We start from the raw sequence: 15,024 nt of genomic DNA, 5'->3' as shown, positions 1-15,024 counted from the left end.
CGTTCTCCTAGCGCGCGGTATAGCCGCCGTCGATCACCAACTCCGCGCCAGTCACATAGCGGCCGGCCGGCGACACCAGATACAGGATGCCTGCCGCGATGTCCTGCGGATCGCCGATCTTCGCGAGCGGCACGAGCGTTTTCATATGCGCGAAAATCTGCTCTGGGTCACCGAGCTTTTCGAACGCCTCTTCCAGCAGCGGCGTGCGGATAAAGCCGGGATGCACGGAATTCGCGCGAATATTCTGCGTGGCGTACAGCATTGCATCGGTCTTCGCCATCAACCGCACTGCACCCTTCGACGCGTGATACGCCGGCACGTCCGGTCCACCGACCAGCCCATACATCGACGACAGATTCACGATCGAGCCGCCGCCCGCCGTCAGCATGTGCGGGATTGCGTACTTGGTGCAGAGGAATACGCCCGTCACGTTGACGTCGATGACTTTCTGCCATTGCTGCAGTGTCATTTCGTGCGTAGGCAGATTCGCGCCTTCGATACCGGCGTTGTTCACCAGCGCGTCGAGCCGTCCAAAGCGCGTGGCGATTTCGCCGAACACGCGCTGCACGTTGTCTTCCTGCGTGACGTCCATCTTCCAGAACGCCGCGCGTCCGCCCGACTCGTTGATCTCGGCGACCAGTTCCTCGCCCTGTTCCGTCAGCACATCGAGCACCGCGATCGCGGAACCGGCCGCCGCTAGGGTTCGTGCTGTCTGCGCTCCGATGCCGCGCGCACCGCCCGTGATAGCGGTCACTTTGCCGCTCATGTCGAACAGTTGATGGGGAAATGTCATACCGTCTCCGTAATGTTGTAGTTGGGGTTTCTGCGCCGCGTGGCCTTGGGGCGGACGCGTCGGTCAAGCCGATTACGTCGGTCAAGTCGGTTATGCCGGTCACGCCGCATCCGAAGCATGCCTTAAGCGGCGTTCCGCTCCGCGAGAAATTCCAGGCATTCGCGATTGAAATACCGCCGATGCTCGACCATTACCCAGTGACCACAGCGGTTCATCAGTACAAAGCGCGCGTCGGCGCAGTGTTCGAGAAAACGCATCGCGCCGCTGGCCGGATTGAAGCGGTCGTCCGTGCCCCAGAAGCCCAGCACGGGGCATTTGAGTTCGCCGAGCCGTTCCGTCAGGTTGGGTACGCGCATTGTCGACAGCACTTCCGGCGGCTGCTGCTCGCATACACTCAGACGCTCTTCGACCAGCGCGTCGGTGACGAGGCTGCGATCGAACACCAGCAGTTCGAGCAATTGCCGCATCGTCAGTCGGTTCATCTGACGGTTCGTGAAGAGCGACACCATCTTCTGGATGCCTTCCATTTTGAAGTAGGTCTCGCGTTCCTCGACACCGCCCGGCGCCATCATGATCAGACTGTCGACGTCGTCGGGATAGTCGAGCGCGTATTGCAACGCGATCGCGCCGCCGAGCGAATTGCCGAGCAACGTCGCCCGGCCGATGCCATTCGCGGTGAGCTGAGCGCGCAACGCGCTAACGAAGAAGTCGAGCGTGTAATTTGCGTCCGCGGGCTTTGACGACGCGCCATAACCCGGCAGATCGACCACGATCGCCCGGTGACCCGCCGCGGCGAACTGCGGATAGTTATGCCTGAAGTTGCTAAAGCCGCTCGCGCCGGGGCCGCTGCCGTGAATGAATACAACGGGCGCGCCGCTACCGGCTTCGAAATGATGCAGTGTCAGGCCGCCGGGGACTTCCGTGAAAATCCCCTTGGGGGCTTGCAGGGTTGGCTGCGCACTGCCGGACTTACTGTGCGCGTTGCCGTGTGCGTCGGCTTGTTGGAATTCGGTGGGCGTTGCATTCATGCGCGCTTGTCTCCTGTGTCGACCAGAGTTAGCGCTTTAGCGCTTACTCTGGTCCCATGCAATTCGATTGCGGTCGACCAGAGTTAGCGCTTTAGCGCTTACTCTGGTCCCATGCAAGTTGGTTGCTGTCTCGCGTCGCGCTCTTCGGCGCAGCAGATTGTCTGAGGGTCGCCAGCGAAACCATCATCCCTTCGAATCCGCAGCGGAACATCGTCTTTTCAGACTACGAGGCGAAACCGCATTTCTCCTACCATCGGCCCCACACGAACAGAGAGAGACAGCGGCAATGACAGGGTTCGATTTCAGCGGCAAGGTGGTGCTGGTAACGGGCGGCACCAAAGGGATCGGCGCGGCCATCGCGCAGGCGTTTCACGATGCGGGCGCAACGGTGTACGTGTGTGGACGCACGCCGCCTGCGAACGTGGCGGCGGGTTCACAGACGGGCTTGCAAAAGGGTCCGCACGACGATCTGCATGCGGGTTTTCCTGCGGATTCGCCGACAGGTTTACAGACGGGCTCGCAGGAAAACCTGCATTCGGCCTCACGTCAGAACGCCCCCCGCTTTATTGCCGCGGACGTGCGTGACATCGACACAATCGACGCCCTGCTCGCGCAGATCGAACGCGAAGCCGGCCGGCTCGATGTGCTCGTCAGCAACGCGGGCGGTGCCCCATTCGCGCTTGCCGCGCAGGCCTCACCGCGTTTCACCGAAGCGGTCATCCGTCTGAACCTGCTGGCGCCGCTGCAAATCGCACAACGTGCGAACGCGCTGATGCAACAGCAACCGGAAGGCGGCGTCTTGCTGTTCATTGGCAGCGTGAGCGGTTTGCGGGCGTCGCCGGGAACAGCGGCTTACGGCGCGGCAAAAGCCGGCCTGCTGAATGCGGTGCGCTCGCTCGCGGTGGAGTGGGCGCCCAAAGTTCGCGTGTGCGCGGTAAGCCCCAGTCTCGTCGAAACCGAAGCGGCCACTAGCGGCCACACGGGCGCATCTCCGGCAGACGGAGAGTCCACACTCGACAACATCACCGCAACGATTCCCGCAGGCCGTCTCGCCAAACCCGGCGATATCGCGTCCGCGTGCCTGTTCCTCGCCTCGTCGCACGCCGCCTATGCATCGGGCTGCAACCTGATTCTCGAAGGCGGCGGCGAAGTGCCTGCCTTTCTTGCAGCCACCGCCCTGCACAAGGCGTTCGCCGCGACGCGCTAGACACATTCGCGCGCACCTTGCGTGCCTGGGGCAATCGACTAGTCCGTTTTGACGATTCTCGCGCCGCACGTGCCCCCTAACCTCTGATCACAACAAATTTCAGACGTGACCACAGAGGAGACAGGATGCAGATCAACGGAACACAGGAGCGCGCACCGGCGCTGCGCGCGGTGTGCGCGGCATGCAGACTCGCCGTGCTGGCAGCGGCGTCGGCAGCGACGATGACGACGTTCGCCACACCGGCTTACGCGGGCGACACAGTCAATCTCGGCGTGGACACCACGCTCGACTACACCTTCACGCTCGGCTATGGCCTGGGGATGCGCACGCGCGCGCCGAGCGGCAATCTGCTGACGCCGGAAAACATCAACGGCGATGACGGCGACCGCAACTTCGCAAAGAACAAGCTGATCGAGAATCAGGTGAGCCTGCTCGGCGAAGTGAACCTGAAGCACGACGACTGGGGTGTCTTCGTGCGAGCCGACACCTTCTACGACCAGGCATATCAGCACTCGAACTACAACGATGCACCCGGCACCGTGAATCACAGCGGCGTCTACAACAACTTCACCGAACAGGCGAATTACTGGGCTGGCGGACGCACCCAACTGCTCGCGGCTTACGTCTACAACACGTTCAAACTGGGCGGCACAAGTCTGAACGTGAAGGTCGGCGATCAGGTAGTGGCCTGGGGCGAGAGCGTGTTCTTCCCGAACATTGCCGGTGCGCAGGGGCCCGCGGACGCCACCAAATCGTTCGTAGCCGGCGCTGAGGTGAAAGACATCCTGTTGCCGGTTCCGCAAATTTCGACGCAGTGGCAGATCGCGCCAAACTTCAGCCTGCTCGGTTACTACCAGTTTTCCTTCCAGCCGAATCAGCTGAGCGCGCCGGGAAGCTATATGAGCTACTCAGACGTGGTCGGCCCCGGTGCCGAATACATCATCGGGCCGGGCGGCCTGCAGATTCCGCGCGGACCCGACATTCGCCCGGGCAACAGCGGCCAATGGGGTCTCGGCGCACGCTGGCGCGTTTTCGGCGACACCGAGATCGGCGCGTACTACCTGCACTACAACGACATGAATCCGAGTGTCGTGACGACCTACTTCCCCACACTGCAGTACCAGCAGAAGTACTTCGACAACATCAAACTCACCGGTCTGAGTTTCTCAACCGACCTGAACGGCGTGAACGTGGCCGGCGAAACGTCCTATCGGCAAGGCGCCGCCGTGCTGGTGAACACCCCTGCCGGTGCGCAATCGACACGTGGCGACGTCTGGCAGTCGAATCTCTCCGCGATCTATTCGATCGGACCGACGTTCCTCGCCGCGTCGCAAACGCTGGTCGGCGAAGTCTCGTATGTGCACGCCGGCAACATCACGCCGCTGCTCGGCTCGTCGACGATCGCCAACACGCGCAACTCCGCCGCCTTCGAAGTGGCATGGACGCTGAGCTACAAGAACGTCTTCAACGGTTGGGACGTCGACGTGCCGATCACCTATGCCGACGATTTCACCGGCAAGTCGGCGCTTGCCGGCGCACTCGGTTCGATGACCGGCGTGGGCGACCACCGCGTCACTGTCGGCGTGAACTTCACGCGTCTGAGCAACCTGAAACTCGCCCTCGTCTACGCGAAATTCCTCGGCAGCCCGGATCCGACCAATCGTCCGCTCGCGGATCGCGACTACGTGCTCGCCACCGCGACCTACTCGTTCTGATGCTGCGCGCCTGGCTCGTTGAGCCCCTTGTTTTTCAGGCGCTTTGCAGCATGCATCGCCCTTTGAATCAGCCGTCTTTTTACAGCAAGAGGATTTGGTCATGAGTCGAATTTTCAATCCCGTATTGCGTGTCTGCGTGTTCGCGGCAGGTGCCGCGCTCGCCGCCGCTTCGTTTGCCAAAACCAGCCCGGAAGATCTCGCCAAACTCGAAGGCCCGCTCACGCCGATGGGCGCCGAGCGCGCGGGCAACGCCGACGGCACGATCCCCGCGTGGAGTGGCAAATGGGTCGGCACGCCGCCGGGCGTCGACTACAAGCCGGGCCAGCGCTTTCCCGATCCGTATGCGAACGAGAAGCCGCTTTTCGTGATCACCGCGCAAAACATGCAGCAATACGAAGCGCGTCTCACCGACGGCGAGAAGGCCCTGCTCAAGAAGTATCCGGACAGCTTCAAGATTCCGGTCTATCCGAGCCACCGCGATTTCAGCTATGGCGACGCCGTGTACAAGGACATCCGCCTGTATGCGCCCAACACCACGATGACGAAAGACCAGAACGGCCTGAAGGATTTCCCGCCGGTCACGCCATTCCCGGTGCCGAAAAATGGCGTCGAGGCGATGTGGGATCTGCGCTTTGCGTCAGCGATCGAAGGCGAAACCGCGACCTACGACCAGGCTGTCGTCTACCCGGACGGCAATATCGCATGGGGCAAAGTGCAATACGCGATTTATGGGCCGCGCAGCGCCGACCATTTCGATCCGAAGAACGCACTGAACGCGAAGAGCTTCTTCCGTCAGACCACCATGCTGCCGCTCTCCGATCGCGGCACGATCATCACCGGCTATGAAATGTGGGACCAGGAAGGCTCCGACACCCGCCGCACCTGGTCGTATAACCCGGGCACGCGACGCGTGCGCCAGGCGCCCGAGTTCGGCTTCGACCAGCCCGAAGGGCCGGGTGGCTTTCGCACCGTCGACGACGATCGCCTCTTCAACGGCTCGGGCGAGCGCTACGACTGGAAGATCATCGGCAAACGAGAAGTATATGTGCCGTACGACAACTACAAGCTGATGGACCCGTCGATCAAATACACCGATCTGCTGACCAAGGGCCACGAAAATACGCAATACATGCGTTTCGAACTGCATCGCGTGTGGGTGTTGCAGGCCACGCTCAAGTCCGGCTATCGCCATCAATACGCGAAACGGGTGCTGTATCTCGACGAGGACACGTGGAACGCAGTCGCCGCCGACAACTACGACGCCCGCGGCACGCTGTGGCGCACCAACTTCGCTCCGACGCTGTACGCCTACGACGCCAAATCGTTCTACTCGACCGCCGTGTTCTATCACGACCTGATCTCGGGCGCCTATTACGCGGACCGCCTGGCGAATCAGGAACCGATGCCCGTGCTTACACGTGGGGCGCAAATGACCGAGGCGTTTTTCTCACCCGATGCGATTCGTGGCGCGGGCAATTGATTTCGTTGCGCCTCTGTTAACGCCAAGGCCGGGGATGCGTCCATGTTCCGCCCCGGCGCTTTACCCTTTCTATTTTCGCTCGCCATGACTTCGACACTTCACGCCACACTCGGCGACGCGCTTTACCACGCATGGCGCGAACGCGCGCCGATTGCACCGTTCTCGGCGCGCGACGGTGGTTTGTCGCTCTCCGACGCTTACCGCGTGCAGCAACACTTCGTCGCGCGCCGCATCGAAGGGGGTGAAACCATCGTCGGCAAGAAAATCGGCGTGACGAGTCAGGCTGTGCAGGACATGCTCGACGTACGCCAACCTGATTTTGGCGTGCTGCTTTCCGGCATGCACTACGTTGCCGGCGAGGACATCCCGATCGCGAAGCTGATCGCGCCGCGTGCGGAAGGCGAAATTGCGTTCTATCTGAAGCACGATTTGCGCGGTCCGGGCATCACCCGAGACGCGGTGCTTGCCGCGACCGAAGCGGTCGGCGCGTGCTTCGAGATTGTCGATTCGCGCATCCGCGACTGGGCAATCCGTATCGGCGACACAGTGGCCGACAACGCGTCGTGTGGCGTCTACGTGCTAGGCGACGAACGCGTCGCACCTCACGCGCTCGATCTCGCCGCTTGCCGCATGACCCTCGACAAGAATGGCTCGCGTGTAGCGGAAGGGATCGGCGCTGCAGCGCTAGGTCACCCAGCCGATGCAGTCGCATGGCTCGCCAACACGCTGGGCGAACTCGGTGTGCCGCTGCTCGCAGGCGAAGTCGTGCTGTCGGGTTCGCTGGCGGCATTGATTCCCGTCACGTGCGGCGACCAGTTGCACATGCGGATTGAAGGCATCGGCAGTTGTTCCGTGCGCTTCATCTGACCGTTTGACCGTCTTTTCCTTGAGGAAGCATCCAATGAGCAAGATCAAATGCGCGTTGATCGGGCCCGGCAATATCGGTACCGATCTGCTGTACAAACTACGCCGCAGCGCGGTGCTCGAACCTGTGTGGATGGTCGGCGTCGACCCGGACTCCGACGGCCTCGCACGCGCCCGCGAAATGGGACTGAAAACGACTGCCGATGGTATTGACGGGCTTCTGCCGCATCTGGCCGCCGACGACATCCGCATCGCCTTCGACGCCACCTCCGCCTACGTGCATCGCGAGCACTCCGACAAACTGACCGCGCGCGGCGTGCGCGTGATCGACCTGACGCCCGCCGCGATCGGCCCCTTCTGCGTGCCACCGGTCAATCTTGCTGAGCAGATCGATCAGCAGGCGATGAACGTCAACATGGTCACGTGCGGCGGCCAGGCCACCATTCCGATGGTCTATGCCGTATCGCGCGTGCAGCGCGTGGTGTATGGCGAAATTGTTGCGACCGTGTCGTCGCGCTCGGTCGGTCCCGGTACGCGCAAAAACATCGATGAATTCACGCGTACCACGTCACGCGCGATCGAACAGATCGGCGGGGCTGCGGTAGGCAAAGCGATCATCGTGATCAATCCGGCAGAACCACCGCTGATCATGCGCGACACGATCCATTGCCTGACTGAAGCCGATCCGGACATCGAGGCGATTACGGCGTCCGTGCACGCGATGATCGATGAAGTACGCCAATACGTACCGGGGTATACGTTAAAAAACGGTCCGGTGTTCGATGGCCGCCGCGTGTCCGTGTTCATGGAAGTCGAAGGTCTTGGCGATTATTTGCCGAAATATGCCGGCAATCTCGACATCATGACAGCAGCAGCCGCGCGCACCGCCGAACTGTTTGCCCAACAGATGCTTGCCGCATCACCTGCCACCGCGTGAGGAGCCGACTATGTCTTTAGCAGGAACCCGAATTACCGTGCACGACATGACGTTGCGTGACGGCATGCATCCCAAGCGCCATCAGATTTCACTCGACCAGATGTGCTCGATTGCGCGCGGACTCGACGCTGCCGGCGTGCCGTTGATCGAAGTGACCCATGGCGACGGCCTGGGCGGCGCATCGGTCAACTATGGTTTTCCGGCACATACCGACGAAGCCTATCTAAGCGCTGTGCTTGCGGAAGTGAAGCAGGCCAAGGTATCTGCGCTGTTGCTGCCGGGCATCGGCACGGTCGAGCATTTGCGCATGGCGCACGAGCTCGGCGTGCATACGATTCGCGTGGCGACGCACTGCACCGAAGCAGATGTGTCTGAGCAGCACATTGGACTCGCGCGCAAGCTGGAGATGGATACCGTCGGCTTTCTGATGATGGCTCACATGTCGCCGCCGGAGCAACTCGTCAAGCAGGCCAAGCTGATGGAATCGTATGGTGCGAATTGCATCTATATCACCGACTCGGCCGGTTATATGCTGCCCGCCGATGTGACCGCGCGCATTGGTCCCGTTCGCGCTGCGTTGAAGTCCGAAACCGAGTTGGGTTTTCACGGGCATCACAATCTCGCGATGGGCGTCGCCAATTCGATTGCCGCTATTGCTGCCGGGGCCAATCGTATCGATGCGGCTGCTGCGGGGCTTGGCGCCGGCGCGGGAAATACGCCGATGGAAGTTTTTATCGCTGTGTGCGAGCGGATGGGGATTGAGACTGGCGTTGATGTTTTCGGGATTTCGGACGTTGCCGAGGACCTTGTGGTGCCGATTATGGATGCGCCGATTCGGATTGATCGCGATGCGTTGACGCTTGGGTATGCTGGTGTTTATTCGTCGTTTTTGCTGTTTGCCAAGCGGGCTGAGGCGAAGTATCGGGTTCCGGCGCGGGATATTCTTGTTGAAATGGGGAGGCAGCGGCTTGTTGGTGGGCAGGAGGACATGATTGAAGATACGGCTTTGACGCTTGCTCGGGAGCGGGGGGTTTTGGTGTAAATGGGGGTTTTTGCCTGCGGCGCGTTTTTCTGATTTCCTGCGGTGTTGGCCTTTCCTTGCTTTGTTATTGGTTTATTAGCGTCGCCCCTGTGCGGGGCAGGCACTTACTTCTCTTTGCCGGCCGCAAAGAGAAGTAAGCAAGAGAAAGCGGCTCACACCGCTAATTCTTAAGCGGGTCCCCTAGCTTGGAGGGGATAGTGGTACATCTGGAATCCGTGCCCTCGCACATTCGACGTTCGTGACAAGGCTGTCATGCTTCCCGCCTCGCACTACGTGCTCGCCGGACAGGTCCATCAGGAAACACAGGATTCGTCTGGACTTGGCAGGCGCCATCGGTTTCGTCTGGACGCGACGGGTGCCATCGGTTTCGCTGCGGCGCGACGCAACGGTCGGTACCTGGTCATGAGATGCGCAAGTGCGTGGTAGTGCGAGCCGGGGCTTGGAGTGAGGCGTCGGTACCTTGTAGCGCGTGGCGAGACGGCGAACCATTGCGTGAGTGGACGGCAGAAGCCAAAACAAGCAGACCGCTCCAGGAATCAGGCTTCGGCGCGCGCAGCGCCGCCGGAAGAATGACTCCCTTGTCATTGACACTGAATGTGCGAGGACACGGATTCCAGATGCACCACTACCGTAACTGCGCGAGGGACCCGCTTAAGAATTAGCGGTTTGAGCCGCTTTCTCTTGCTTACTTCTCTTTGCGGCGGCAAAGAGAAGTGAGTGCCCGCCCCGCACAGGGGCGACGCTAATAAACCAATAACAATTCAAGGAAGGGCCAGCGCCATAAAAACACAGACAAGAAAGCGCCACGCAGGCAAAAAATCAAGGAAAACCCAACACCGTAGGCAAGCAGACAACAAAGCGCCGCGAAGGCAAACCGACAAGCAAACCCAACACCACAAACGAACAACCACTAAAACCCGCGCCTGGATGAAAAAACCCAAACCACAACCATGAAGAAACACACCCCACATAGAACCGCAGCACTCGCTGCCCTGCTATCAGCCATAGCCATAACAGCAACAGCCCAACCCACCGCCGAAGGCAAACAAACCGACACCTACATCCAGATGGAAAAAATCCAGAACACCCGCGACCTCGCGGGCCTAACCACATCTGATGGCCACCAGATCCAGCCCGGCCGCCTCTACCGCAGCGGCAACCCGGCCTTCGCCACACCAACCGACATCGCAACACTCAAGGCAATGCACCTGGACGTCGGGCTGGACTTCCGCGCTGCAAGCGAAAAGAAATCCACCGAACAGGCCTTCGCCGCGCAATTCCCCTGGCAAGCCGATCCGGTGCTAGCCGGAAACCTCTCGCCCGAAGCGATCATTCCAATACTCAAGCGCTCCACGCCGGCGCAGATGCATCAATTCATGGTCTCGCTTTACAGGCAATTTCCCAGCGAATACCAGCCGCAATTCACCCGCTTTCTGAAACTGGCGGAAGAAGACAAAACCATCCTCTATCACTGCACCGCAGGTAAGGACCGCACAGGATTTGCCACAGTTCTGCTGCTGTCGGCGCTTGGCGTCGATCGTGCAACCGTCATTGCCAACTACCTGGAATCGAACCGCTATAACGCGGCAGGTAACGCGCAAGCAACCACGCAACTGCAAAAGATTGGTGTCGCGCCCGACGTGCTGGCCCCGCTGCTGGCCGTCGATCCCGACTACATCGGCGCGGCAATGAAAGTCATCGATCAGCAATACGGCGGCATGCAGCACTACCTCGTCGATGTCCTTCACGTGAACACGGCGAAGATTCGTCAAAACTATCTCGAGGCGGCGCCGTCCGTCACTACGAATCCCTGAGCCCATAAAAGGCCACAGCACGTCGGGCCTCCCTCGTATGGCGCGGCGCACCCCTCGGTACGATGCGCCTTACCTGAAAAAAAACCCACGCTCCGAAAAACATGGGGTTGGTCGTTAGCCTGAGGGCGGTCCGTACACCGCCCTTGCTTCGTTTCGTTACCCTTCGAAAACATGCCGCAATGGTGGCGGCGCCCCGCCCTCGCGCACCTTGATCTCCACAACCTTTCTCGCTGTACTCGAAGGCCGTATATCCGCCGTATCGACGTAAAACTGCGAGTACCAGTCGCGCATCTGATACAGCGGTCCATCGCCTTCACACAGGAGTGGGTTGTCGATCCGCGTCTTCGTGTCCCAGATCGCCACGTCTTCATAGAACGCGGCCTGCGCCTGCGTCGAATACGCCCGCGCAATCTCCATGTTCTGTTCGTCCGATAAGCCCGGGACCTTCTTCACCATCACGCCGTAACGCAACTCAAAACTGTTCATGTCGGTCGGCACATGGCAGTTCAGCAGAATCGAGTGAATCGGATGGCCGCCGCTCTGCCCCGTCATCTCGGTGATGTGATAAGCCGGGCCAAAATAAGTGGACAGCGCGATCAGCTCGTCATCGCCGAGGCGCTCGCTGCGGCCAACCAGCAGTTGCGTAGCCTTGTGTCCTTCGAACAGATTCGCGAAGTAATCGATCGGCGCGCCGTGCACGGTCCCAAAGTGCGCCATGTCCGAGATGTTGTCGACCAGTTCGCGGCAGTTGGTGCCGATCAACATCTTGTCGACGACCCAATCCGACCATTCGTCCGAGAAACACGCGTCGATACGGGGAATCGTCACTTCTTCGGACGGCGGCTTACCCTCGGGATCGTGCCAGATGAACAGCAGCTTATTCTGCTCTCGGGTCTGCCAGGTGCCAATTTTGGCCTTCGGCGGAATCCGCTTGCAGTACGGGATCGACTGGCAATTTCCGTCACCGTCCCATTGCCAGCCGTGAAATGGACACACCAGCGTGTCGCCATCCACGCGGCCGGCGCTCAGATCGCCACCCATATGCGGGCAAAAGCCGTCCACTACGTTCACGCGCCCCTGCGAATCCATGAACGCAGCAAGGTGCTGACCGAAAATGTTCAGCGTGTGCGGCTTGCCGTCCTTGTATTCGCTAGCCAGACCGAGGCAATGCCAGCCGCGGGCATAACGCTGCGCCAGCGGCTGCGATTCAATTTTGTACGGACGTGCGGACATCTCTTATCTCCTCCAATGGAAAAGGCGGCGCTTCGGACTAGCCGCCGTCATCAATGTTCTTTCGAAGCGCAGACCTTCGCGCTCACGCCTGACGATAGACGTGGCGCGCACCGCCTTCATCGTCCCGACGGACTAGGGACTTCAGCTAAGCGCTAGCGCCCCGGATTGCCATGCTCGAGCCTTTCCGGCTCGACTTCGCCGGAAGTCGATGCACTACCGCGCACATCTGCATGCGGATGCGTTCGCAACGTACGGCGCGTTGGGTGTGTTGGGCACACCCGGCTCATTCCGCTACATTTGCGGCATTCGCGGCATTCGCAGCATTCGCGGCATTCGCGGCATTCGCAGCATTCGCAGCATTCGCAGCATTCGCAGCATTCGCAGCGTTCGCAGCGTTCGCAGCGTTCGCAGCATTTGGCCGGCTCGTCAAAGCCCGGTTCCGCTCAGCAACAGCTTCACCCGCACGCCGCTCCGCCCGCTCGACACCGAGCCATGCCGCCAGCGCCGGCAACAGAAACACCGCACCGAACAGATTGACGAGGAACATGAAGGCGAGCAGCACGCCCATATCCACCTGAAACTTGAGCGCGGAAAATGCCCACGTCCCCACGCCGATGAACATCGTCACCGCGGTAAACAAGGCCGCGGTGCCGCGCTGACGCATCGCCGCCGCGAACGCGTCGGGCAACGTGGCGCCCCCGCGCACCTCATGTTGCAGCCGTTCGTACAGATAGATGCCGTAATCGACGCCCACCCCCACGCCCAGCGTAATCACCGGCAACGTGGCGACCTTCAGACCGATGCCGAGCCACGCCATCACCGCGTTGCACAAAATCGACACCACGGTCAGCGGTACGACGATGCACAACACGGCACGCCACGAACGGAAGGTCACGAAGCACAGCAACGCGATCGCGCCGAAAATCGACAGCAGCATCGCCACTTCGGCGTCACCAACCGCTTCGTTGGTCGCCGCCATCACGCCGACGTTGCCGCCCGCGAGCCGGAATGCAATATTCGGCGTGTGATCTTCCGCCGCCAGCCGTTTGATTTCATCGACGATATGCGCGATCGTCTTGCCCTCGTGATCGGTGGTGTAGATCAACACCTGAATCGCCTGGCAGTTCTCGGTGTTCATGCCGTTGTCCGGATCGAACGCGCTCGCGCCCTGCGTAAGACCATCGCTCGAACGCGGCAACGCGCCCCAACGCGGATTGCCTTCGTTGAACGCAGCAATCGAGATCTTCGCGAGCGATGGCACACTCACCACCGACTGCACGCCCGCCACCCCGCGCATTTCCATCTCGAAGCGCTCGATCGCGCTCATCACCGGGTAATGCAAACAGGCGTCGTCGAAACCGGTTGTTTCAACAATCACCGCGAGCGCGTCGACGCCGATGTTGTACTGGCTGGTGATTCGCGCGTTATCGAGGTTGTAACGCGACGTGCTGCGCAACTCGGGTGCGCCCGCGCCGATATCGCCGATCTGCAGATTGCGCGACTCTTTCGCACCGAACGCGAGCAACAGCAGCGCGACTACGAATACGCCGAGCGCCGGCGCAGGCCGCGCGAACATTGCGAAGCGCGTCCATAGGCGGCTGCCGCCTTGCGCCGCACGGCTTTGGGCACGCGCCAGGGTGCCTGCTTCCAACCGTGTGTACGACAACAGGATCGGCAAAAACACCTTGTTGGTGACGATCATCAGCAGCACGCCAAGGCACGCCGTGACACCTAGCTCACGCACGATTTCGATCTGGATGCGCATGATCACCATGAAGCCGAGCGCATTCGTCAGCAGCGCAACCGTGCCCGGCACGAACAGCTTGCGAAATGCGTCGCGTGCCGCATCGGTCGAGGACATGCCGGCGACCAGCGCCTGCTTCCACGCATTCGTCATCTGAACGGCATGCGAGACACCGATCGAAAAGATCAGGAACGGTACGAGGATCGACATCGGATCGATACCGAGACCCAGCACCGGCAACGCGCCCAGCAACCACACCACTGGCAGCAACGCGACGAACAGCGCGAGCACCGTGGTCTTCGCCGAGCGCGTGTATGCAAACAGCAACGCAGCGGTAATCAGAAACGCGAGCGCGAAAAAGCCGATCACGCCGCTGATTCCCGCCTCCACATCCCCCACCAGTTTCGCAAAGCCGATAATGTCGACTTCAACATCCTGATTCGAATAGCGCGCGCGGATCTGTTCGAGCTGCCGCGCCACCGCGCTGTAATCCAGATGCCTGCCGGTGACGGGGTCCGTCTCGCGCAATTCCGCACGGATCAGCGCGGAATGCAGATCGTTGCCGACCAGCCTGCCGATCTGGCCGGAACGCGCCACGTTGCGGCGCACTTTGGCGAGGTCGTCAGGATTCGCGCTGGTGAACTGGCCAGGCACCACGACGTCGCCACGAAAACCCGCCTCGGTGACCTCCGTATAGCGCACGTTCGGTGTGAACAACGAGAACACGCGCGAGCGGTTCACGCCGGGAATGAAGAACACGTCATCGGTCGCGTGACGCAGATCATCCATGAACGCCTGGTTGTAGATGTCGCCGTGACCCTTCCAGCGCAGACTCACGAGAATCGTATTCGCGCCCGGAAAGGCGCTCGCATAGCGATTGAACACCTGCATGTACGGGTGCTGCATCGGGATCATCTTGTTGAACCCAGGGTCGAGCCGCAGGCGCGTCGCGGAACAACCCAGCGCGACCGTCAACGCGAGACACAGCGTCAGCAGGATGCGCCGGTGTCGCATGATGGCGTCGGCGCAACGCTCGACAAAACGTGAAAGACGGGACGAAGAAGGACGGGACGATGCGTTCATGATGCGTCTCACGGCAAGGCAAACGGGGGTAGCGCAGCGGGCGTGGTGACTCAGTGGCCGGCGAGCGCGCTATGGAGTTTCGGC

11 protein-coding genes are annotated in these 15,024 nt (G+C 60.9%); 7 read left to right on the top strand and 4 right to left on the bottom strand.

Annotated elements, in window-relative coordinates:
* Nucleotides 1-7: 7 nt before the first annotated feature.
* Complete coding sequence (locus PQQ52_RS04915; protein WP_408207387.1) at nucleotides 8-793, bottom strand: SDR family NAD(P)-dependent oxidoreductase; 786 nt, start codon at nucleotides 791-793, stop codon at nucleotides 8-10.
* 122 nt (nucleotides 794-915) lie between these two features.
* Entirely contained in the window at nucleotides 916-1,821 is a 906-nt protein-coding gene (locus PQQ52_RS04910) for an alpha/beta fold hydrolase (protein ID WP_408207386.1), read from the bottom strand.
* A gap of 286 nt (nucleotides 1,822-2,107) precedes the next feature.
* On the opposite strand from PQQ52_RS04910, the gene PQQ52_RS04905 reads away from it, so the two are divergent.
* The 7 genes from PQQ52_RS04905 to PQQ52_RS04875 all read left to right on the top strand — a co-directional run bounded on the left by PQQ52_RS04905 (nucleotide 2,108) and on the right by PQQ52_RS04875 (nucleotide 10,880).
* Nucleotides 2,108-3,028 (top strand): SDR family oxidoreductase, encoded by a 921-nt coding sequence (locus PQQ52_RS04905; RefSeq protein WP_408207384.1) that lies wholly within the window; start codon nucleotides 2,108-2,110, stop codon nucleotides 3,026-3,028.
* 125 nt (nucleotides 3,029-3,153) lie between these two features.
* Nucleotides 3,154-4,743, top strand: a complete 1,590-nt coding sequence (locus PQQ52_RS04900; RefSeq protein WP_408207382.1) for a DUF1302 domain-containing protein — start codon at nucleotides 3,154-3,156, stop codon at nucleotides 4,741-4,743.
* A 100-nt stretch (nucleotides 4,744-4,843) separates the two neighbouring features.
* The gene (locus PQQ52_RS04895; protein ID WP_408207380.1) at nucleotides 4,844-6,223 is read left to right on the top strand and encodes a DUF1329 domain-containing protein; all 1,380 of its coding nucleotides are present in this window, start codon (nucleotides 4,844-4,846) and stop codon (nucleotides 6,221-6,223) included.
* A gap of 84 nt (nucleotides 6,224-6,307) precedes the next feature.
* Nucleotides 6,308-7,090 carry a 2-oxopent-4-enoate hydratase gene (gene dmpE, locus PQQ52_RS04890; protein ID WP_408207378.1) on the top strand — a complete coding sequence of 261 codons (783 nt, stop codon included), beginning with the start codon at nucleotides 6,308-6,310 and terminating at the stop codon, nucleotides 7,088-7,090.
* Between the two features lie 34 nt (nucleotides 7,091-7,124).
* A complete protein-coding gene (locus PQQ52_RS04885) occupies nucleotides 7,125-8,024 on the top strand; it encodes an acetaldehyde dehydrogenase (acetylating) (protein ID WP_408207376.1) in 900 nt (299 codons plus the stop codon).
* Between the two features lie 10 nt (nucleotides 8,025-8,034).
* Nucleotides 8,035-9,066: a 4-hydroxy-2-oxovalerate aldolase gene (gene dmpG / locus PQQ52_RS04880; RefSeq protein ID WP_408207742.1), complete on the top strand. Its 1,032-nt coding sequence runs from the start codon at nucleotides 8,035-8,037 to the stop codon at nucleotides 9,064-9,066.
* A 950-nt stretch (nucleotides 9,067-10,016) separates the two neighbouring features.
* Nucleotides 10,017-10,880: a tyrosine-protein phosphatase gene (locus PQQ52_RS04875; protein ID WP_408207374.1), complete on the top strand. Its 864-nt coding sequence runs from the start codon at nucleotides 10,017-10,019 to the stop codon at nucleotides 10,878-10,880.
* Between the two features lie 156 nt (nucleotides 10,881-11,036).
* Here the strand turns inward: PQQ52_RS04875 and PQQ52_RS04870 are convergent, their stop codons facing one another.
* Both PQQ52_RS04870 and PQQ52_RS04865 read right to left on the bottom strand, forming a co-directional pair.
* Entirely contained in the window at nucleotides 11,037-12,113 is a 1,077-nt protein-coding gene (locus PQQ52_RS04870) for a 3-ketosteroid-9-alpha-monooxygenase, oxygenase component (RefSeq protein WP_408207372.1), read from the bottom strand.
* 283 nt (nucleotides 12,114-12,396) lie between these two features.
* Nucleotides 12,397-14,940, bottom strand: coding sequence for an efflux RND transporter permease subunit (locus tag PQQ52_RS04865; RefSeq protein WP_408207370.1), 2,544 nt, complete (start codon nucleotides 14,938-14,940; stop codon nucleotides 12,397-12,399).
* Nucleotides 14,941-15,024 lie beyond the last annotated feature (84 nt).

Origin of the sequence: Paraburkholderia sediminicola, from assembly GCF_046030555.1 — a bacterium.
GTDB classification, from domain to species: Bacteria; Pseudomonadota; Gammaproteobacteria; order Burkholderiales; family Burkholderiaceae; genus Paraburkholderia; species Paraburkholderia sediminicola_E.
Note: the sequence above shows the minus strand (reverse complement) of the source record. Positions and strands in the feature narration are given on the sequence as shown.

Coding starts and splice junctions, on each gene's coding strand:
- PQQ52_RS04900 (WP_408207382.1), top strand. CDS start 3,154: ATGCAGATCAACGGAACACAGGAGCGCGCACCGGCGCTGCGCGCGGTG.
- PQQ52_RS04870 (WP_408207372.1), bottom strand. CDS start 12,113: ATGTCCGCACGTCCGTACAAAATTGAATCGCAGCCGCTGGCGCAGCGT.
- PQQ52_RS04895 (WP_408207380.1), top strand. CDS start 4,844: ATGAGTCGAATTTTCAATCCCGTATTGCGTGTCTGCGTGTTCGCGGCA.
- PQQ52_RS04915 (WP_408207387.1), bottom strand. CDS start 793: ATGACATTTCCCCATCAACTGTTCGACATGAGCGGCAAAGTGACCGCT.
- PQQ52_RS04905 (WP_408207384.1), top strand. CDS start 2,108: ATGACAGGGTTCGATTTCAGCGGCAAGGTGGTGCTGGTAACGGGCGGC.
- PQQ52_RS04910 (WP_408207386.1), bottom strand. CDS start 1,821: ATGAATGCAACGCCCACCGAATTCCAACAAGCCGACGCACACGGCAAC.
- dmpG (WP_408207742.1), top strand. CDS start 8,035: ATGTCTTTAGCAGGAACCCGAATTACCGTGCACGACATGACGTTGCGT.
- dmpE (WP_408207378.1), top strand. CDS start 6,308: ATGACTTCGACACTTCACGCCACACTCGGCGACGCGCTTTACCACGCA.
- PQQ52_RS04885 (WP_408207376.1), top strand. CDS start 7,125: ATGAGCAAGATCAAATGCGCGTTGATCGGGCCCGGCAATATCGGTACC.
- PQQ52_RS04865 (WP_408207370.1), bottom strand. CDS start 14,940: ATGAACGCATCGTCCCGTCCTTCTTCGTCCCGTCTTTCACGTTTTGTC.
- PQQ52_RS04875 (WP_408207374.1), top strand. CDS start 10,017: ATGAAGAAACACACCCCACATAGAACCGCAGCACTCGCTGCCCTGCTA.